Annotated in this window: 12 protein-coding genes; 3 read left to right on the top strand and 9 right to left on the bottom strand. The window is 58.8% G+C overall.

Annotation, left to right across the window (positions count from 1 at the left end; translation table 11 throughout):
• Positions 1 to 126: 126 nt before the first annotated feature.
• The 6 genes from JIN81_RS16820 to JIN81_RS16795 form a co-directional block, all read right to left on the bottom strand.
• Complete coding sequence (locus JIN81_RS16820) at positions 127 to 933, bottom strand: LamG domain-containing protein (RefSeq protein ID WP_200282771.1); 807 nt, start codon at positions 931 to 933, stop codon at positions 127 to 129.
• A gap of 93 nt (positions 934 to 1,026) precedes the next feature.
• A complete protein-coding gene (locus JIN81_RS16815; protein ID WP_200282631.1) occupies positions 1,027 to 1,272 on the bottom strand; it encodes a hypothetical protein in 246 nt (81 codons plus the stop codon).
• Positions 1,273 to 1,842: 570 nt separating this feature from the next.
• The gene (locus tag JIN81_RS16810; RefSeq protein WP_200282629.1) at positions 1,843 to 6,429 is read right to left on the bottom strand and encodes a G8 domain-containing protein; all 4,587 of its coding nucleotides are present in this window, start codon (positions 6,427 to 6,429) and stop codon (positions 1,843 to 1,845) included.
• Positions 6,430 to 6,696: 267 nt separating this feature from the next.
• Positions 6,697 to 8,067: an ATP-binding protein gene (locus tag JIN81_RS16805; protein WP_200282626.1), complete on the bottom strand. Its 1,371-nt coding sequence runs from the start codon at positions 8,065 to 8,067 to the stop codon at positions 6,697 to 6,699.
• Positions 8,064 to 8,741, bottom strand: a complete 678-nt coding sequence (locus JIN81_RS16800; protein WP_200282623.1) for a response regulator transcription factor — start codon at positions 8,739 to 8,741, stop codon at positions 8,064 to 8,066. The genes JIN81_RS16805 and JIN81_RS16800 overlap by 4 nt, the downstream gene beginning before the upstream one ends.
• A 50-nt stretch (positions 8,742 to 8,791) precedes the next feature.
• Positions 8,792 to 10,429 carry a hypothetical protein gene (locus JIN81_RS16795; RefSeq protein WP_200282620.1) on the bottom strand — a complete coding sequence of 546 codons (1,638 nt, stop codon included), beginning with the start codon at positions 10,427 to 10,429 and terminating at the stop codon, positions 8,792 to 8,794.
• Positions 10,430 to 10,673: 244 nt separating this feature from the next.
• Between JIN81_RS16795 and JIN81_RS16790 the strand changes: the two genes are divergently transcribed.
• The gene (locus tag JIN81_RS16790; protein WP_200282617.1) at positions 10,674 to 11,426 is read left to right on the top strand and encodes a DUF2202 domain-containing protein; all 753 of its coding nucleotides are present in this window, start codon (positions 10,674 to 10,676) and stop codon (positions 11,424 to 11,426) included.
• A gap of 74 nt (positions 11,427 to 11,500) precedes the next feature.
• Here JIN81_RS16790 and JIN81_RS16785 read toward each other — a convergent pair whose 3' ends face one another.
• The gene (locus JIN81_RS16785; RefSeq protein WP_200282613.1) at positions 11,501 to 12,055 is read right to left on the bottom strand and encodes a Tll0287-like domain-containing protein; all 555 of its coding nucleotides are present in this window, start codon (positions 12,053 to 12,055) and stop codon (positions 11,501 to 11,503) included.
• A gap of 11 nt (positions 12,056 to 12,066) precedes the next feature.
• On the opposite strand from JIN81_RS16785, the gene JIN81_RS16780 reads away from it, so the two are divergent.
• Complete coding sequence (locus JIN81_RS16780) at positions 12,067 to 12,204, top strand: hypothetical protein (protein ID WP_200282610.1); 138 nt, start codon at positions 12,067 to 12,069, stop codon at positions 12,202 to 12,204.
• A 126-nt stretch (positions 12,205 to 12,330) separates the two neighbouring features.
• Positions 12,331 to 15,495 carry a S9 family peptidase gene (locus JIN81_RS16775; RefSeq protein WP_234045147.1) on the top strand — a complete coding sequence of 1,055 codons (3,165 nt, stop codon included), beginning with the start codon at positions 12,331 to 12,333 and terminating at the stop codon, positions 15,493 to 15,495.
• 265 nt (positions 15,496 to 15,760) lie between these two features.
• Here JIN81_RS16775 and JIN81_RS16770 read toward each other — a convergent pair whose 3' ends face one another.
• Both JIN81_RS16770 and JIN81_RS16765 read right to left on the bottom strand, forming a co-directional pair.
• A complete protein-coding gene (locus JIN81_RS16770; protein ID WP_200282603.1) occupies positions 15,761 to 18,901 on the bottom strand; it encodes a hypothetical protein in 3,141 nt (1,046 codons plus the stop codon).
• A 464-nt stretch (positions 18,902 to 19,365) separates the two neighbouring features.
• Positions 19,366 to 19,987, bottom strand: a 622-nt coding sequence (locus JIN81_RS16765; RefSeq protein ID WP_234045138.1) for a sialate O-acetylesterase, incomplete at its 5' end; no start/stop codon positions are given.

The raw sequence follows: 19,987 nt of genomic DNA, 5'->3' as shown, positions 1-19,987 counted from the left end.
GCTCCTTCCGGGCTCCTCCACGGACGTGTCTTTCGGGACTGATCTGGAACCCAGTTTGCCAAGTGGCGGACGATCAAGGACGGGAGAGTGGCGCCCGTGAACGCATCATCTGCCGCAGGATCCCAGTCACCGCCGGCGAAGCAGCAATCCCGCCAATCCGAGACATCCGAGCAGTGCGGTTGACGGCTCTGGCACGACCAGAAACTCTGAGGGGCTGAGGGTCGTATTGGTGAGGCGAACTTCATCGACCCAGCCGTCGAGGTTCCGCCGAAAGACGCTGGTGGATCCGGCGAAGTTCCCGGAACCGACGAGAAAGGGTGCGTCGCCATGAAGGACGCTGCCGCCGAGGCCGCCGATCACATCCTCGACCCGTCCATCCACGTACAGGGTGGCGACGGTCCCGCTGAAGGTGAGTGCGACATGGTGCCAGGCATTGTCATTGATTGCAGCATTGCTGGTCAGGGAGATGCCCCCGGTGCTCAGGGCGATGGTGGCACGGACCGCACCGGGCTGCAGGTTCGATCCCGCAGAGGAGGACTGGTCGACACTGATCCCGTAGGAGGAGAGGAACGAACCACTGCTCGTGGATCGAAGCTTGTGGGCGATGTACTGGCTGTTGGGCCCGACCGTGCCGACGGTGTTGGTATACTGGGTGGGGACCCTCACGAAGGCTTCAAGCGTGAAGGTCTGCAGTTCGAATGCCGCGTTGTGGGAAACGGAGACGTAATCAAAATCCGCCGTCGCATTCAGGGCGCTGGATCCCGCGTCATCGCTCGCCGCGACGTTGGAGTCGAAGGCGAGCGCACCGTTGCCCGCGCCGTCGAGGCCATTGCCACTGGAGTCCGTGTAGTCGTTTTCGAAGCGATAGTGGGCTACGGTGCCGCCATGGAGCGACGCGTTGCCTAGCAGGAGGAGGAATATTGCACACCGCATACCCCAGAGAATGAGAAGGAACGAACGGGATGGGTCAATGCCTTAGCGCGACTACGACCCCCGGTCCGATCGACTTCTGGCGACAGCGTGTCCTCAGACCGGCTCCGGAGGAGCTACGGTGAGATAGCCGGATCGATCCTGCCGGATGGCGCCGTCCTTCATCAGCGCGATCACGACGTTCAGGCTGTCAGCGAGTGTGGCGCCCGAGAGATCCGAAATTTCTTCCGGTGTCGGAAATGGATCGCCGGGACGCATGCGCCCGCTCCGCACCGCGGCCTTGGCCGCGAGAACCAGTTCGTCAGTCGTGGCGCGACGTGAGTGCTGAATGCGCCGAAACATCGGGCTCCGATTGATGAAGCCTCGGGTGATGGAGAGTCGCCGTGAGGCGTGGATGAAGCAATGGGTCATGTTCGAGATGTGGTTGATACATGTGGGCTTTTGCTTCGGAGCGAGGATTGCGAAGAATCCCTGACCGCCCTTTGATTTCGGCCGGGAAGAACAATTCGCAAGCGACAATTGATGGAATGGTCTGAGAAAATCACCCACGGATGACTCCCCGGTCGACCGGGACCTCCGGATGGCCCTGTCGGGTCGGGGCCCAAGGAAGATCGAGCAAATGTCTCCGAATGCCGGGGAAACGGGATTCCCTTCCTTGAGAGTTTCGCGAAGGATTCCTGAAGGCCGCAACGGGGGAGCACCGTGTGTCTTCAAGCGTCTTGCCAACTACCCCACCATCAACGCCATGCGCTGCGAAGAGGGACTCTGCATGGCTGCCTTCCTGATGGGTTTGGTCGGAGTTGATCTTCGGGGCCCATGGTTTCTGGAACTGGCCAAACGAGGACGATGGGTTTCCGGTCCGGGTGACTTGAACCCTTGAATTTCGAAAACCGTCCCCTTTGTGGGTCGACTTCACGGGGCAGGATGGGAGACGACAACGCGGAGGAAACGCCGGGAATGATCACCGATGAGTTCGGTATCATCGATGGTGATCGGGGAGTCACTTGAGGACGGGGAAATCGTTCGGACGGAACTCCAGTTACCTGCCGAGAGATCAGCGCTGGCTTCGAGATGGTAGAGGCGTCCCGCTTTGCCCTCGAGGTGGATACGGCAGAAGGCGCTGGGCCCGCTTCCATGCGTGGTGAGATGGATCTTCAGGGAGTCGCTGGCATCGTCCGGATGATGCCCTGCGATCATTTCCTCAAGATCGGTTTGGCCGTCGCCGTCGGAGTCGATGCTGCTCTCGTCGTCTGCATAGGGATTGCGACCGTAAAGGTTCTCGACCTTGTCGAGTGCACCGTCGTTGTCGGAATCGGGATCTTCGAGGTTGAAGAGTCCGTCACCATCCGGGTCGGCGGTGCCTTCGGTGGCGTCGGGAATACCGTCCTGATCCATGTCACCATCGCTGGAGCGGATCCAGTCGATCTCGACCGTGGCGGATGCCTTGTTGATGGGGTCGAAGCGTAGACTGCTGATCGTTTCGTCGTTCCATTCGGAGTGTCCGGCATGGTCGAGGGTGACCAACTGCCAGGTGTCGGAAGGACTATAGCTTTGTGAGATAATTCGTGATTCGCTGAAGTTCGGGGCACCAAGGCGAGCCCAGTAGCACTGGAGGCTACCTGATTTGCTGGAGCGCATCTTGACGTGAATCGCGGGGACGGAGCTGCCGGGGAAGTGGAATCCATCCTGCCAGAAGTAGCCGTCACCACCGGTGGTGACCGTGGTCAGAAATCCGCCGTTTGCCTGAAGGTTTGATAGTTGAGTATTGTGATTGGAGAATCCTTCGAGGTCGGTCTCGAATTCGAAGCCGAGATCGATGGGGTGGTAGGGATCGCGTCCCCGGGCAAGCTCCCAATCATCTCGTTTGTTGTCGCCATCGGAGTCGGTGTCCTCCTCGTTGTTGAGTCCGTCGCCGTCGAGGTCGCCGGGAGGTTCATCGACGTTGAGAATGCCGTCGTTATCGAGGTCGGGGGAAAATGAAACGCTGTAAGGAGCGGAGGACGAGTGGATCAACTCGATCTGGAGCAGCTCGATGGTTTGAGGAAGGGACGACCCGAGGGAACTCCAATCGCTTTCGCGGCAGCGAATGACGAGCCCCACGACTTCGTCGAGCGAACCGGGGGGAGCGATCGATCCGAGGCGGATGTTGTCGCTGTCAGTGGGATCAAAAACACCGATGGAAAACTCGCCTTCACTTTGGTCGACGACGAGGATCTCTGAACGGGGGCCGCTAAACGAAAGGTTCATGGCGTCGTAGTCGGCCCAGATCTGGCGGGGAAAATTCAGTCGATACTCAGCGACTTCATCGAGCCCGTCGCCGTCGCTGGTGACGGTCCACGCGATTCGGTCGTCGGTGGCGTCGAACGGACCAGTGCCCGGGCCAGAGCTGGTGGCGATGACGGGGGAGACGGTCAGTCCATCGGGAGAAGTGGCGGAGCCGCGGTTGTCGACGCCCATCTCGAAGTCGGCAAGGGTCACGCGGTCGGTGCGGCCGGAGGAATTGGCCCCGCCGGAGAATTGGCAGAGGCGGATGCTGGAGCTGCGCGAGCTGAAGTCGTTTCCAAATTGAGGGTTGTAGCCGCCATTGTCGCCGATGAGCTTTACATGGAGGGTGTTGTCGCGGAACCAGAACTTCTCGGTGGTTGATGATTCGAGGTCGCTGAGGCTGGAGGCGGTGGGAAGGGGGGTGGAGAAATTGTTCCGATAGACGTAGGTGTGAGCGGGCATGTTCGGAAAGACCGCGATGAGTTCGTCGCCGTCGTCGACGAAACGGAGATTCACATCGATGCGATTGGCGATTTCCAGATACTGGAAGCGGTAGTTGAGGGGAGAGTTCACGATGACCGCGTTCTGACTGTACCAGTCGTAGGTCTGTTGGTTGTAGGCGGCGGGTCCGTCGGAGCGGTGGGCATAGATGGGCGTGCCGGAATACTGAGGCCACCTGTTGTCGAGGCGGAGGAGGCCGTAGTGTTCGTTAGGGCAGAGCCAGGCCCCCCATTCCGGGACGAGGGTCGCGGAGGCTTCCCGGTTGAAGTCCTCGGTGAGACGACCGGAGTAGTTGTCCGGGATGTCCGGGGTGAGGCGGGTGCCGGGTGTGCCGGTGATGCTGCCATCGCGGTCGATAAGACCGGAACTCCACATGTAGTCCCGCCACGCGGCGGGCGTGAAGTCGACCTTGTTGGCAAAGGAGATGGCGGGGTCGAAGGTGATGCCTTCGGCGAAGTGGACGGTGCTCTTCTGGGCGGCACCGTTGGTTTGGAGGGCGGGGTCGATGTCGTCGAAGCCGGCAAAGTGGACGTTCACGATACCGCAGGGGCCGTCATAGATACTGTGGCCCCGCATCTGGGTGCGGCGGGAGGGAAGCGGGAGTGAGTAGCCGTAGGAGAGTTCGGTAGCCGTCTGGGGATTGCCGATGTTGGCGCTGCGACCGACGATCAGGGAATCGTGGAGGACCTGGTTGTAGGCGAAGAAGGTCGAGCGGCCGTTGTCGGCAAGGGCGCAGTCGTAGAGGTTGATGGAATCGGCGCGGAACCAGAGGCAGCGGTCGCGACACTTGAAGCCGGTGAAATCGCGGATCTCGGGGATGACGATCGGGGAGCCTCCGTTGAATGGATCGCTACGAGGTCTGTAGTGGCCGCTGCTGAGTTCGTGGGTGGTGGCGTCGATGCCGCCGTCGATGGCAAAGCTGGAGAAGCTGTTGGAATGACTCCGGTTTCCCGTGAAGGTCCCCATGGGCATTCTACCGGGTCTCATCGCGGGGCCAGAGTAGCTGCCGACCGGTGCGTCGAGGATCACCATCCAGAAGCCGGATCCTTCGGAACCCGCCGCCGCGTTGTCGATGAAATGGTTGCTGGGGTTCGTGATCCAGAAGGTGGAGGGCAGTTTGACGAAGTCGCCATCGATGGCGAGGTCGTGGGGCCGGACTTCTTCGCCGGGAGTGGGTTTGCGCGTGAGGATGCCGAGGTTGCGGCGGAACATGTTTCCGACTTCGCCTCCGTCCTCGAGAAAGAATCCATGTCCGATGTGATCGTAGCCGACATTCCCTTCGATGAGGGCGTTGTCGGTATTGTGCACCGTGACGACGCGATTGAAGGAACGATGAATGCCACAGTTCTTGAGGTACTGCCCCGCCACATTTCCGGCGTTGTGCCAGTGGAAGGGATAGCGGGCGAGGATGGACTTCTGACCAAGGCGGTAGAGCTCGACACTGTCGAAGTACACTTCGGATCCGGGCATGGCCATGAGGTGTCCTCCGAAGCCGTCGCTTTCTGAAGCAGCATTTCCCTGGATGAGGATGTTGCGGGAAAGCAGTCCGACCTCGGCGCGTTCGTCGAGAGTGTGGAGGTCGGTGCCATCGTCGTAGTGCTGGAGGGTGCCCCAGTGCATGTAGGAAAGGCCACTGCTGAAGTTGATGGTGAGTCCGTCCGGATCCACCGAGGTGATGGTTCGCTTTTCAGCCTGATGAGCATCGAAATCCGTGGATGCGATGATGATCTCGTCGCCGGTGCTCCAGTCCACAGGCTCCTTCAATGTGATGTCGGTTGCTCCGGCTTCGGCGGTGGCACCAAGCTGGGTCCAGCTCAGTTTTTCGATGCCGTGGACGTCTGCTCGGCCTCCCGGCATGATGCCGAAGAACTTCCCGCCCATCGCGCCGACGGATTCGCTGGAGAGCCCCGTGAGGGTGAGGGTGAAGTCCTCGAGATGAGGGCTGGCAGCTGTGCCGCACTGAAAGAGGCCGCCGACCATCACCCAGTCGGAGTCGAGTGTGAGATTCTGGCTGTCGATCAAAAGGGCACCGTTGACCGTGAGACTTCGGACGGTGGAGGTTTGATCGAAGAGAACGAAGGATCCGGCTGGGATGGTGACATCGTCGCCGGGCCCGGGAACGGAGCCACTGATCCATGTGGAAGGACTGGACCAGAGGAGAGGGTTGCCGAGATGTTCCAGCTGGAGGTCATCGATGAAGGCGGTGTTGTCTCCACCCAGGGGATTGAGTCCTTCGAGGCGGATGGTGTGTGGACCACCAGTGACCGTGAAGGTGCTTGTCACCATGTCGGCGTAGTTGGTGTCCTTCGGGGTATGCTGCGAAATCTCCTGTCCGTCGAGGAGGACGCGAAAGGTTTGCCCGGCCTGGTTGACATTGGCGCGTTGGGCTGCCTTCAGGTGGAGGCGGAAGGTGCCCGGCCCGAAGGTGAAGGTTTGTTCGACGAAATTTCCGGTGCCATCCTGAAGAAACAGAACCTGCTGTCCTTCCGGCGCGATCGGGTTGCCGGAAGTGAAAGCGCTGTTGTCCCTGGAGATGCCGGTGGAGCCACTGAAGGACCACGCGGCCCCATCCGGTTGGTACGCGAATGTGCCCGGCGAAAGGGCGGGGAACTCGAATCCGCCTTCGGAAATGCTGCTCAGACTTCCACCACTTGGCTGCGATTCTTGGTCGACTGCGGCCAGCGGCATCGCAGTCACGCCAATGATCACGAAGGTGATTCGATGAAGGGTCATGTGAGGAAGGGGCAGAAATGACGACCTCTGCGCCGTGAAGATAGTCCCAACCCAAACGTAAGAAACGTTTCGTCGTTATCAATGATATTCGCATGGTGGGTGCCGGATAGGGAAGAAGCTGCGTCACGCCGGGAGCACTGGCGGACTTGAGCGTCGGGCCAACGCCGTGTTTGAGGCAGTGACTCCTCCAAATGGAACCGACCCTTCCGTCGGGGTGGAAAGTGGCTGCTCGCCGAGGAAGCGCTGGAAGAAGTGGATGTCGGGGGATCACTGCTGCACCACCCTCATCTCCAGGATCGAACCCGGAAGGATGGAGGCTTCGATGCGCAAACCCATGGCGTCTGCACAAGCCTGCGCCAGAGCGAGACCCAACCCGGAATGTTCGCTTTCCCCACGAACCTGATCCGCCCGCCAGAAGCGATCGAAGAGATGAGGCACGGCCTCTTCATCAAGCTGGCTCGCTGAATTCCGGACGGAGAGGACGGCTTCTTCACTCGCTCGCCCCTCGGATACGACAACTTCGCTGTTCTTGTCCGCGTAGTTGGCAGCGTTGCCCAGCAAGTTACCCAGCAGATGAATCCACCATGCGCGATCCCCCTCGAGGGTTTGCTCCATGGCGGTCTCCACTCGAATGGTCACACCGCGATTCGCCGCGAGGCCGGCATGGTCCGACCAGCACTCTTCAATCAATGGATGAAGTGGAAAGCTCGTGCCGGTTCGCTGCGGGGATTCCCTCTCGATCCGTGCCAGCTGGAGCATCGATTGGACCACGGATTCCATGCGCTCCACAGAGGCCATGATATCCTTCCACGCATCCGGACCGCCCTCGTCCGGCCACTTGACCGCCGTCTCCGCGATCATCTTGGCCTCCGCGATCGGCGTGCGCATCTCGTGCGCTAGATCCGCACTGAATCGCTGCTCGCGAGTGAAACTGGTCTCCATTCTTACCAGCAGCTCGTTGAGCCGCCGCACGATCGGCTGAAGCTCGAGAGGAAGCCCCCGTTCGTCGAAGCGATCACGGAGCGAAGCGACGTCGATTTTCTCCGTTTCGTCGGCGATCCGGCGCAGCGGAGCGAGCCCGTCCTTCACCACGAAGCGTACCCAGAACCACGCCAGGGCGGCACTGCCCAATCCCGTCAGGGCCATCATCCACAAAAGACGAGCCAGCTTTTCGTTCACTTCATCGAGAGGCCTTGCCACGCTGACGAACTGCCCCCCGCGTCCCATCCCGAACTGATGGCTCGTGCACATGGCCCTGGTGCCGTCCTCCAGCGTGATGACCTCGGAGCGTCCTTCATCGATTCTCGGTAGATCGTTGGAAAGGGATGGAGAACGTGAACTTTCATCTCCTGTTGCCTGCCAGATCTGCCAATAGACACCCGGCCCGAGCACTTCCATCAATTGCTGTGCGGACGGCATCGGCGGACCGCCGCGACCCGGGCCGCCGCGACCGGGCCCGCCGCCGCCCCCCATGCTTCCTGTCGATCGGACCTGCCGACAGAGCGTTTGCAGTTCCGATTCCAATCCGGCCATCAGCCCGGCACGATACGACCAGTACACGCTGGCACCCGCGCCAAGCCAAAGCAGGGCGAGGCCCGCGAGGAACCATCCCGTCAAACGTCTGCGGATTGATTTCATGATGGCTCCTCAAACAGATATCCCTGACCGCGCCGGGTGTGGATCAGCGGGGTTCCGCTCCCGGCTGCGCCAAGCTTCCGACGCAGTTGATACACGGTGGCATCCACCACATTGCTCATCGGTGGGGAAAGCTCATCGTAGAGATGGGTTTCCATTTCGGTGCGGCTCATGACCTTCCCGGGTTGAAATGCGAGCACCTCGAGCAGGCGGTATTCCCGTGCTGTTAGGTCAAGCGGGTGCCCACCGCGAGTCGCCCGTTTCCGATCCGTATCCACCTCCAGGTCCCCGACCCTCAAGACGGTGGAAGGATGGTCGAAATGGCGTCGGCACATCACATCCACGCGGGCAAGCAGCTCTTCCAGGGCGAAGGGTTTCCCCAGATAGTCATCCGCCCCGCTCCGCAGTCCGGCCACGCGGTCTTCCACGGTGTTGCGAGCCGTCAGCAAGAGCACCGGGGTGCGGTTCTCTTCCTTGCGGAGGGTTGCCAGCACTTCCAGCCCGTCGAGCTTGGGCAGCATCAGATCCAGCACCACCGCGTCGTAGCTGAACTCCCTCGCCCGCCACAGCCCGTCCTCGCCGTTGTCCGCCTCATCGACGACATACCCGGTGCGGCGCAGTGCTTTCACCACGGCTGCACGGAGTCGGGCGGAATCTTCGACAACGAGAACACGCATAGGTCATTGGATTCCCGCAGTCTCTACGGGCGGCTTCAAGAGGATTTTTGTCACGGGCTGACGGGTGTGGAGGAACGAAGGCGGAAGAAATGGCGACGAGCCAACGGTGACCCAAGGGTGAATGGACTGCTTGTCAGACCGGTGGCGAGTTCATCCCAGGATTCCAAGGTCCCGGAATCCTCGAGGAGAAAGACATCTCCGCCCACCCCCACATCCCAGCTGAGTTCGGTCGCGTCCTCGGAAATGCGGAGCGGTGGAGCCGAGGCAGCCGTCGGCACCAGTGTCACCTGGAAGACCCTGCCGGATGATCCGGTGTTTCCTCCGTTCCCGGCATCCGCCACGAGTCCGCCATGGATGTGGCCGATCACCGTCGGTTCATCCAATTCTGACAGATCTAGTACTTTCCGGGCGATCTGCTTCAGGTTCTCCGCCGGGAAGAACTCCGCATTGGCCCCGAAGCGGATTTCGAGATCATTGCTCGTGATCAGCGGAAACCGTGTTGGAAGCCAGTGTTGGGTGAACGACCCATCCGCCCGCCTCACCACCAACGAGCATTGATTGGTGAACGGCGCCTGGTCATCACGAATGAAGGTGCCCGTTGCCAGATCGCGCTCAAGCACGGTGATTCCCCCGAAGAGCAGGATATGACTTTCACCCGTGACCCGATCGAAGAGGGATGCCTTCGCACAGTGATAGATCTGAAAGGCCTGCTGCAGTGACGCTGGGGCCAGTGGATCATCCATGCTTACCACGCCGCCTGCCTCGATCAGCACAGGCACGGTCCAGACCCCGTTGTCCGGCGTGAAGACCCCCGAAAGCGCCACCACTTTCTCCTCGAACAGCCCGGGACCGACACGCTCTACGATCGGCACCACGTTCAGGTCCCGGCGTCGGTAGGCATCGGCAGGGCCTGTCGGGACCTTCGACCCGGCAGGGATCACCGGCTGGCCGGAGGCATCGAGAGTCATGGTGAAGCGCCTGACTTGTCGCGTGTAAACGCCATTGAAGTTCGGGCGGTAGCGACCGTTGTAGTTCTGGCCGAAAACGAGTTGGTATTCATCTCCGATTTTCTCCAGCGAACCACCGGTGACCTGAAAGTAGGCATCCGCGGTTTGTTTGATGTGATCGCTGGCGAGACTCGTCTCTGTCCCGGCAGCTTGCTTTACCCAGCCCACCAAACCCGGGAGATCGATCGCGCTCAGTGTATCGTAGGTGCGGTGGTCGGCCACAGACCGCTTGTATCCATAGCCACCCACGATCACGAGGGTTTCGCCGTCCTGATGGAACTGGGAGTTCACACAGGAAAGACTGTCGACCTGATCCTGGCTCAAGCCACTGGCAGCCGAAGTCTCCAAGGACTTGTGCCACGATTGATGGGTTGCCGGGTTGATCACCCAGACCTCACGGTTTTCGTAGAGTGGATCGAATGCGTTCATCCCCGTCATGCCGTGCAGGCCATTGGTACGCCCTGCCAGAAGCACCCACTCACCATTCCACTCCGCCGCCGCGACCGAGTGCAAACTGGGTTGAGCTGCTGGTGCGAGCGAGATCTCTTGAATGTCGACCGTGTAGGGAATCGTTCCGCCCACATGAGGCTCATCAAGCGCCGTCGTTTGGTGCTGGCCGAGTGCCGTTCCGACCGAGACAGCAAGGGCGAGGGTGAAAGGAGGCAGGCGGTTTGTCTTCATCGTTTCAGGAGTTGGCTCTTACCGCGGGCCAAACCAGGCATCCACCGGTCCAGCCCATGGGGACTTCGTGTGCCTCCATCCAATCAGCGTGAACATGACGGGATGATGATGGCCCCCTCGATTGGGTCGTGGGATCCAGCGTCCCCGAATGGTCATCGAAGCCAACTTTTTCCCGCCCGTCATCTTGGCGACATCTTCGCCCGGGTAGAAAGAGGCCGAGCTTCAGAAACGCTCATCCACAACCATGAAAACCAAGACACTGATGATTGCCCTGGCGCTGAGCACCGTTGCCTCCGCTGCCGATTCGTCCCAACTCGTCCGCCTCTACGAAGAAGAGGTGCTTGCTCACGACCTCTACGTTGCCCTTGCCGAGAAGCACCCGGACATCCGCCCATTGCAGAACATCCCCCATTCCGAAGCCTACCATCGCGAAGTCATGGCCGAGATCCTCAAGGCCGAAGGGATCGCGATTCCCACCCCCGCCAAGAACCGACGCTTCGTCACCAAGGGCCTCGACAAAACCTACCGCCAGTGGCTGAAGGAAGGCAGCAAGTCGGAGGTCGATGCCTGCCGGGTCGGGGTTCGACTCGAGGACCACGACATCGCCGACCTGAGGCAGGCGCAGACCGCCTTCCCCGAGCACAAGGAGGCTCTCGCCAGCCTTGAAGCCGCCTCTAACAACCACCTGCGGGCATTTCACCGGAACCTCACGAGCCGCGGCGGGGAATACACCGCGGAGGCCCTGCCAGCGGAAGACCTCACCAAGATTCTCAACTCCCCGCAAGAGTGCGGTGGTTGCGATGAAAACTGTGGAAAGGGCGGCCCAGGCAACGCCAAAGCGGGCAAGGGTCAGGGCTGTGGCAAGGGCTGTCAGGGCGGAGCGGCCGGCGCGGGCCGGGGGCAGGGAAACGGGCGGGGAAAAGGTCCGGGTAACGGCCAAGGGCGTCAACGAGGCCAGGGACGGGGTCCCGGAGGCCCGGGCAGAGCGAACCGCTGATCGGTTGCCGATTCCAACCAACAGCGCCTCGCCGGCAGTCCTGCGGCGAGGCGTTTTCCGTCACCCATGGAGCGCTACTCGACCGCGGGCACCTCAATCCGCCATATGCCACGCAGGTCATTGAGCGAGTAGCCCTTCGCCTGATCTTCCGGGTAGAGTGCTTTCAGGACTCCGCGGGTTGCCTCATCCAAATCATCGGCGCCACCGTGGCACTTCAGGCAGACGGGGTTGCTGAGCACGATCGGCAACCTCACCACCGCGGAACCATCATCGCTGTGGACGAGTTGTGGTTTCGGATGGCTCTTCATCGCCTCCATGGCAGCCAGGTCATCGCCGTCGGCTCGCTGCGCCGGGTTGCGGGGCCGGTCGCTCAGCCGAACCATTTTCACGCCGTGTTCAGCGGCGACCTCCGCGGTCAAGCCTTCCGCCATGGAGGAGCAGACCGGGATCGCATGCACCGGACCACCCTCGGCCATCGCCTTTCCGAGTTCCGCCGAAAGGCGTTCGAAAGCTGCCGCTGCCGAAGCCTTCGCCATATGGAGAACCTCGGCGTCGGATCGAACCACCGGAGCTTCCTCCCGCGAACAGGAAGCCAGGAGCACCCCCATCAACAAGCATCTCTTCTTCATCCCCACGAAGCATGACGGCATTGGCGCACCCCGGACAGAAACTTTCCGTCGAAACCCGGGTCGACAAGAAAGTCGGTCACGCCTTCTCAGGGATCAGCCAGCCATGCACGCCCATCGTCTCCGATCCGACCTCATCGAGTGGTGACTGACCCGACCACGGCCCCAGACCTCACCGATTCAGCGCCGATCTCTTGAAGAATCACGATTGCTGGCTTCTAGGAAGGGTCGATTTCGAGTAATCCAGCGACTCACCCACCCCTACAAGCTGCATGATCTTGACCCATTGGGTACGTCCCATCCTGCCCGGATTCCTGGCTCTCGCCATCTTTTCCACCACGACTCGTGCTCAGAACGAGGACACCTCCGACCAGCCCGTCGCCACCAAAAAGATCGGCAAGTCCAAAGGGAAGAACCAAGACGAGAAGGCGGCCACTCTGGAGAACCAACAAGCACCGCTCACAGCCGCGGACTATGGTCAGTGGGAAAAACTCGGGACCCAGAAACTCTCGCCCAACGGCAAATGGCTTGCCTGTGAGATTCGGCGAGTCGATGAAGAACGGTCCCTCCACCTTTACCACCTCAAAGGGAAGAACAAGGAAGCTTCGGCCAGCTACAAGTACGGAGAGAGGCCTGTTTTCTCCAAGGACAGCGCTTGGTTTGCAGTGACGATTGGCAAATCGCCCGCCGAGTTGAAGAAGCTCAAGGAAGCGGGAGACAAGGCCCCTGCTCCTGCCGGGAAGACCATGAAATTGAGACGGCTCAGTGATGGCGAGACCCGTTCACTGGAACACATCGGCGCCTTTTCATTCAGTGCCGACAGCCGCTTCGCGGCCATGGAGGTCGTTCCCGAATCCGAAAGCAAAACCGGCAAGGTCCTCGTCGTCCGCGACCTCGAAACCGGTCATGACACCACCTTTGGCAACGTCGTCCACCATGCTTGGAGTACGGAAGGTGCCCTACTCGCCATGGTGATCGACTCCCCTTCGATCAGCAACGCCCTCCAGGTCTACGACCCTGCTGATGGCAAACTACGAACCTTGGAGACCAGCGAGGAAGAGTACGCCGAACTCCTTTGGCGGAAGGATGCCATGGATCTCGCCGTGATGCGGGAAATGAAGCACGAAGAGAAGGAAGACGTCTCCCATGTCCTCCTCGCGTGGCGACACCTCGACAGACGAAAACCTCTCGCCTTCCGCTACGAGCATGCGAATGAGAAATCGTTTCCCGAGAAGATGTACATCTCAAGAGGTGGGCTGAGTTGGTCCGAAGATGGCAAGGCCCTCTACTGCGAACTCAAGGAATGGGAGAAGCGGCCGGCAACTGAAAAGACAAGCCCTGCCAGTCAGGGAGAGAAAGACAAGGAAGCCGCCGATAAGAAGTCAGCTCCAGAACCCGAGACCAAGAAGAAGGAGGATGCCAAGAAGAAGCCCTCCGGCAAAAAGGGGAAAAAGCAGGCCGCTTCGTCCCCCAAGCCGGCCCAGAAGGAGTCAGCGGCAAAGCCACTCCGGGAGACTCTTGAGAAAGACTCGAACGTTGAAGTCTGGCACTCGAAGGACCTGGAGATCATGCCGCAGCAGAAGAAAAATGCGGCGAAACTCAAGAACCCGGAGCGCTCCGCCGTGTGGTGGTTGGACAAGGGGAAGCTCATTCAAGTCACCAATGAGCTAACCGAGCAGACCAGCATCCTGCGCAGTGGCACGCACGCCACCGGAAGAGACTACACGCCGCACGAACAAGCCGCCATGTTTGGCCCCCGTCTCTATGATCTCTACCTGATCGATACCGCTACCGGGAAACGCAAGTGCATTGAAGAGCAGCTCAAATATCAATTGAGCTCGAGCCCGAATGGTCGCTACCTCCTGTTTCTCAAGGGAGGGCACGTCTGGTCTCATGACGTCAAATTGGGGAAGGCCACCAACCTCACCGAGCATCTTGAAACGTACTTCACCAATCAGGAAGACGACACACTCACCGAACAGAAGCGCCCTTACGGAAATGCCGTCTGGCTCCACGATTCCTCGGCATTTCTCCTGTACGACCGCTTCGACATCTGGAAGCTCACTCCCGACGGATCGAATGCCGTGAAGCTCACCCATGGTGCGGAGGACATGATTCGCCACCGCCTCTCCCAGGCGAGCTTCCACGAGGATGATGAAGGGGCCATCCATCCGAAGAATCAGCTCTACGTCGCCCTGTATGGCGAGAGAACCAAGAAGTCAGGATACGCTCGCATGCGCCTCGACCCGAAGCCCGGGAAGGGTGCCAAACTGGAGCGCCTGCTATGGGAAGACCGCGCCATCAGCAGCCTGACCAGGGCCGAAGAAGCCAATACCTACATCTTCACCAAGGAAGCCAGCGACGTATCGCCCGACTTGTTTGTGAGCAACGGAAATCTGCGCAAGGCCCGGAAACTTACCGATACCAACTCTTTCCAAGGCGACTACCATTGGGGTCACTCGGAATTGGTGGACTTCACCAACAAGAACGGCGTGGCCCTCCAAGGAATGCTCACCTACCCGGCGAACTATCAAGAGGGCAAGCAGTATCCGATGGTCGTCTACATCTATGAGGAGCGCTCGCAGAATCTCCACCGTTACTTCGTGCCCAGCGAGAAGCACCCCTACAACCCAACGGTTTACTCGGCAGAGGGCTATTTCGTGTTCCAGCCCGACATTGTTTACCGTCCGCAGGAGCCGGGAGTTTCCGCCGTCGAATGCGTCGTCCCTGCCGTGAAGGAGGTCATCAAGACCGGCATGATCGACGAGGACCGGATCGGCCTCATTGGCCATTCCTGGGGCGCCTATCAAACCACCTTCATCGTCACCCAAACCGACCTCTTCGCAGCAGGCATCGCCGGCGCTCCCTTGACCAATATGATGAGCATGGCGGCCAGCGTTTACTGGAACAGTGGACAACCCAACGCCCGGATCTTTTCCGAATCGCAAGGACGCATGGACAGGCCCTTCTGGCGCCACGTCGACAACTACGTGCGCAATTCACCCATTCACGGTCTGGATAGCTTGGAAACCCCGCTCCTCATGGCCTTCGGAGACAAGGACGGCGCCGTCGATTGGGGGCAGGGCGTGCAGATGTACAATGCAGCCCGCTGGGCAGGAAAAGACGATGTCGTGATGCTCGTTTACCCCGGTGAAAACCATGGACTGCGCAAGGACGAGAACATGGTCGACTACCACTACCGTGTTCTGGAGTGGTTCGGACATTATCTCAAGGAACAGAAAGCACCCAAGTGGATCACAGAAGGGAAATCCTATCTGGACCGACAAAAGGAGCTCGAGGAGAAGAAGGAAGAAGCGGATCAGAAAAAGACGCCAGCCCAGTCCACAGACGAAGCGAATGCTGCTGATCAAAAGGAAGCCAAACCTTCCAAGCCTAACAAGAAGGACAACCGAAGGCGCCGTAAGAAGGATCTTGAAAAGTGAAGGGAGTCAGTGACAGGGAGCAGCCCAGACTTGCGGACGTTCGTGAAGAGGCTGTCAGGCACGCCCATCGTCTCCGATCCGATCTCATCGAGTTAAGACTGACCCAACCGCGGCCCAAGCCCTCACCGAGGAATGCTTGAAAAACGGGGTCGACCACTGAGTTCCCCCTGAGACGACCGCCGCCGCCAAGCTTCTAATGGTCGAAATATAGGACTACCCCCTCCGACGCGAGAGAGTTTGAAATAACTGCCTCCCGAGGGGGTGATCAATCTCGAAATGCATACTCATAGAAGTAGTCCATCCCCATTTTTGTCTTGTAGTCATCGAGAAGATGATAGGTCCTTTTCCAGATGACGAATTCCTTGTAGACCCAAGACGCTTCAATCCTGATAATTGGTCTCCAGCCTTGCCAGCTAAAGTAGATTTTGATCCTTGGGAGATGAAGCCCCCATGTTTTCTTCCTCACATGTTCGTTGGTCAGACTCTGGAACACCGAGTTGAGAGCCCCGATTGAATAGACGTTGGAATCAGTCACCACCGAACTTTCTTCGAAGTTGCCACAGCCATCAGCGGTGGCCGCGTAATCATTCCCGTTCGTGTATACCATATTTACGTTGTCGAAGTGATTGCCGGTTGTCTGAATCACCGAGTAATGGTTTGGCCAGTTCTGCACCGGAGTTAGGATCGATTCCACGCTTTGACTTTGCAGCATGCCGGTTTGACTATAATAAGGAACAACAGCATAGTGCTTCTTGCCACTGAATAGGCCATCCCTTCTTTCGGCACCTAGTGCGGTCCTCTTGAACACTCTCGGCACCCCCATATCTATCAGAAGATGACTCTTCTGCGCCCTGAACATGGGAGCTGCGTGCCTGCTGCCACTCTGGCTGGCCACCGATAACACTCCGTCGTCAAAGCTGGGAACGATGAATTTGCCTGGCCAAGTCATCAGGGAGCCTTCTTCCAATCCGGGAAATCCGCTCGACAGAGTCAAGGTGGGTTTGTCTCCCTGACCGTAGTAGCGTTCCGCCCACTGCCTTGAATTGCTCGGTGCCAAGTCGATGAGGATTGATCCGAAAAGTGGCCCGAGGTTTTCGATGTTCTGCAAATCTGATTTCAGCCACTGCCTCAGGATCTTTCCTCTCACCGTATTTGGGCCGGGTATTCCTGCATTGGCGGCCAGACCCAAGGCGAATGGAGCCATCGGACTACCCTGATAGGCGGAGTTGAGGCCCACCTGGCCGTCCACCTTTTCGATGATTTCGTAGGCTTTGCCATAGGTCTCTCGTTCCGGACTGGTGGGTCCCCTGCTGGCCTCAGCGATTCCGAACATTGTGCTTGCGACCAAGCCTCCGGTGGAGTGCGTCACAATGATGATTCCGTTCTCTCCGAAACACTTTTTGTCACTCATCCCGGCCTTCCAGACTACGCCCTGATTGGAACCTTGGATCGCCTCGCTGATCTGGGTGAGGACCGCGTGGACGGCGAAGGGCAATCTCTGGTTGGCTGAATATGTGGCGATCAAATAAGAGTTGCTCGGGCTGGTAGTGGATCCGAGCCCCCTTGTGATGTGCTGTGACCAGTATCCCTCCGCTTCTTCGTAGAACTCCCCCCCTCGGAAGAAGGATTCACGGTCCAGCGGCCACTTCCCCTGGAAGGTTGGAGTCGGCTTCAGGTTTCCCTGCAGAGCCTTCATTTGCAGACCATGGATGTAGACGATATCCCTTCCACCGAACGGTTTGGATGGATCCAGCTTTGGTTCGTGTCCCTGATCACAGGCCTTATTTACCTCGTGAACGATTGGCTCAAGCTCGGATGTGTCCGTGTTGAATTGCACACCGAGCTTCCGATCCATGTCTGTGGTTTCCTGATTCAGCGCATCGAGCTCGCGCTGATCATACTCTCCCTTGATTTGATCGATTTCCGCTTGGGGAACCTCACCTCCCACAGAGAAGCAGCCGCCGCCCTCGTTTTCTAGGGTGGTAAGCCAGTCCAGCGAACCTAGGTCAGCATTTGGGTAGAGGTCCCTCACACTTCCATTGTTCTCATCGGTAAGCGTTTCAACTGGTGGTCCGGGTTGCTGCCCGCCGGTGCTAAGGTATTCGTCGGGAATCACATACTGCCCGTCAGTGACTTCGATCTCGCTTTCGGTTACACACTCCCCGTGGTCGATTTTGTGGAGGCAGATGCGATCCAGATCTACAGTTGCGTATTGGATTTCACCGGCAGGAGTGCTGGCATCTCCGGAAAAGACAGCAATCGCAATGCTCTGGAAGGCCTTGGGCGCCCTCCATGAGTGAAGCTCAATTTTCGTCCATTCGTTCATGACTGGTAGATTTCCGCTTCTTCCGATAATCTGAGTGTCTGGCCCCGGCTCTAGGCTCGTCAGTGTTCCATTGTAGGCGATGACCATCAGTCGCGGCATGCCGCCGACATTCTTTTGGGTCCTGACCGAACACTGGAAGTGATAGTGTGCATTCTGCTCCAGTGCTTGTGGAAGCCTATGAATGATGACGTCGGATTGATCGCGGACGACTTTCAGGGAACAGTAGCCGGGATCATCATGCCCTTGCGATGTTTTGAAACTCGGGCTTCCCTGGAAGGCCGCCCAACCGTTCTGCGTGGTAAAAGTGTTTTGCTTCACCAGATTGCCGTGACACGAATGAAGGCCCTCTGAATCTGGGTCTCCAATTTCGTAGGTTGTGACTACGAACCGGTTCCAGGACGACTGGAGCAGATTGCCCCGGCGCCAAGCAACACTCCACATGTATGCCTTGTTGTTTTCCAGTGTTAGGTCAGGAAATGTCGCACTATGATTTAGAGCGTTCGCTTTGGTAAGGGTCTTCTGATAAACTACCTGATTGTTGTTCAACGCCTCCTGCAGGCTGTTGCTCCCCTCAATACTCAGAATCGTGAGGGTAAATTGGGAACTTTGGCCTTGGATTTGTGGACCCCGAACTGACCACGAAAATTCCGGACTTAGACTCTGCAAGACCTGTTGGTCTGTTGGAACCTTGGCGTTGACGCCTATATTCAGGATCGGCTTGGCTGGAACTGGCTTGGCTGGAACTGGCTTGGCTGGAACTGGCTTGGCTGGAACTGGCTTGGCTGGAACTGGCCTGGCTGGAACTGGCCTGGCTGGAACTGGTTTGGCTGGAACTGGTTTGGCTGGAACTGGTTTGGCTGGGACTGGCCTGGCTGGAACCGGTTTGGCTGGAATCGGCTTGGCTGGAATCGGCTTGGCTGGAATCGGCTTGGCTGGAATCGGCTTGGCTGGAATCGGCTTGGCTGGAACCGGCTTTGTTAGTTCGACAACCCCTTTTTCTGGCTTCCCACTATCCTCTTGAGCTGAGGTTGATAGGGTAAGTGATAGAGAACCGATAATTAGGATGAGAAGGATCTTCATTTAATGAAGACACCAGACGGCAAGTTTCATTCAAGGATATTCGGATCTATCCCCGATTGCACAGTGGATATGAACCGAGTGCATGAGTAACGAGTTGACCGGGAACACAGGTGGCCCATTGGAATGGGCGCATGAAATAGGTCGGTCCCGTTTGGAGCTGAATTTGAAGGCTTTTCGGTAGTTTGGCCGGTTAGAAAACTCCATGAATTCATGGAGGCTTTTCGTCTTCATTCGGTAGCTCGAGGTTCGCTTCGATCCAGTCGAAAGTTGATTTGTATTTAGCTAGCCAGTTTTAGGAGCAAGACCATTCGATGCGCTCGTCTTCGAGGTTTTCCGGCGTCATGACGAAACGCTCTCGTGCAAATATCAAAGGGGTTTATCTCGAAGGAGTTGGTCTCGTTTTTCGAGCACAAGAACTGAGGAGAAGTAACGTTGGCTAACGTGGAGGTGATCAGGCTGGTTGCCTACTTCCCCTTCAGCATCTCCAGGTTGGCTTCGGCGAAGGCTTGGCCCATGAGGGCGAAGGTTTTGGCGCAGCCGAGGTAGTGGTAGCCGGCGTTGGAGGCGCCGCGTTTCCAGATGGCTGCTTCCTTCTCGCTGATCAGGTCGGCCTCGAATTTCTTGAGGTATTCCTTTTGCGCCGCGGCGTCCATGGAGCCGTCGGCGTTGGGGGTGTTCTTGTTTTTCACGCGGAGCAGGTGGGCCATCTGCTTTACCTTGCCGCGTTTTTGGTCGATGGCGGCGAGCTCCGCCGACCAGAAGGGGGCGGTTTCGATGGCGGCCACGTTGCCCTTGAACTCCGGCAAGGACGCGGGTGCGGCCATCGCCTTGCGGAAGGCAAGCGTGCCGGCGTTCGCCTCAACGCCGCCCACACCGAGCACGCCGATGACGAAGGGCATCTGGGGAGCGTCGAGGTCCTTGCGGACGTCGCGGATGAAGGTGGCCATCAGATCACTGTAGCTTGAGTAGTCGCGGGTGCCGTCGGGCCCGTTGGGGTAGGTGCCGCCGTCGACGAGGTCGTTGAATCCCTGGAACCAGACGAAGCCGGAGATCTCATAGCCATCGGCGGGATCGTAGGTCGGGCAG

This window comes from Haloferula rosea, assembly GCF_016595525.1.
In the GTDB taxonomy this organism is placed as follows: Bacteria; Verrucomicrobiota; Verrucomicrobiia; order Verrucomicrobiales; family Akkermansiaceae; genus Haloferula; species Haloferula rosea.
This window is presented reverse-complemented; position numbering and strand designations above follow the sequence as displayed.

What these genes read in the sequence shown, in the direction of transcription:
- JIN81_RS16800 (WP_200282623.1), bottom strand. Translation starts at nt 8,741, where the DNA reads ATGCGTGTTCTCGTTGTCGAAGATTCCGCCCGACTCCGTGCAGCCGTG.
- JIN81_RS16805 (WP_200282626.1), bottom strand. Translation starts at nt 8,067, where the DNA reads ATGAAATCAATCCGCAGACGTTTGACGGGATGGTTCCTCGCGGGCCTC.
- JIN81_RS16790 (WP_200282617.1), top strand. Translation starts at nt 10,674, where the DNA reads ATGAAAACCAAGACACTGATGATTGCCCTGGCGCTGAGCACCGTTGCC.
- JIN81_RS16815 (WP_200282631.1), bottom strand. Translation starts at nt 1,272, where the DNA reads ATGTTTCGGCGCATTCAGCACTCACGTCGCGCCACGACTGACGAACTG.
- JIN81_RS16785 (WP_200282613.1), bottom strand. Translation starts at nt 12,055, where the DNA reads ATGAAGAAGAGATGCTTGTTGATGGGGGTGCTCCTGGCTTCCTGTTCG.
- JIN81_RS16820 (WP_200282771.1), bottom strand. Translation starts at nt 933, where the DNA reads ATGCGGTGTGCAATATTCCTCCTCCTGCTAGGCAACGCGTCGCTCCAT.
- JIN81_RS16795 (WP_200282620.1), bottom strand. Translation starts at nt 10,429, where the DNA reads ATGAAGACAAACCGCCTGCCTCCTTTCACCCTCGCCCTTGCTGTCTCG.
- JIN81_RS16810 (WP_200282629.1), bottom strand. Translation starts at nt 6,429, where the DNA reads ATGACCCTTCATCGAATCACCTTCGTGATCATTGGCGTGACTGCGATG.
- JIN81_RS16770 (WP_200282603.1), bottom strand. Translation starts at nt 18,901, where the DNA reads ATGAAGATCCTTCTCATCCTAATTATCGGTTCTCTATCACTTACCCTA.
- JIN81_RS16780 (WP_200282610.1), top strand. Translation starts at nt 12,067, where the DNA reads ATGACGGCATTGGCGCACCCCGGACAGAAACTTTCCGTCGAAACCCGG.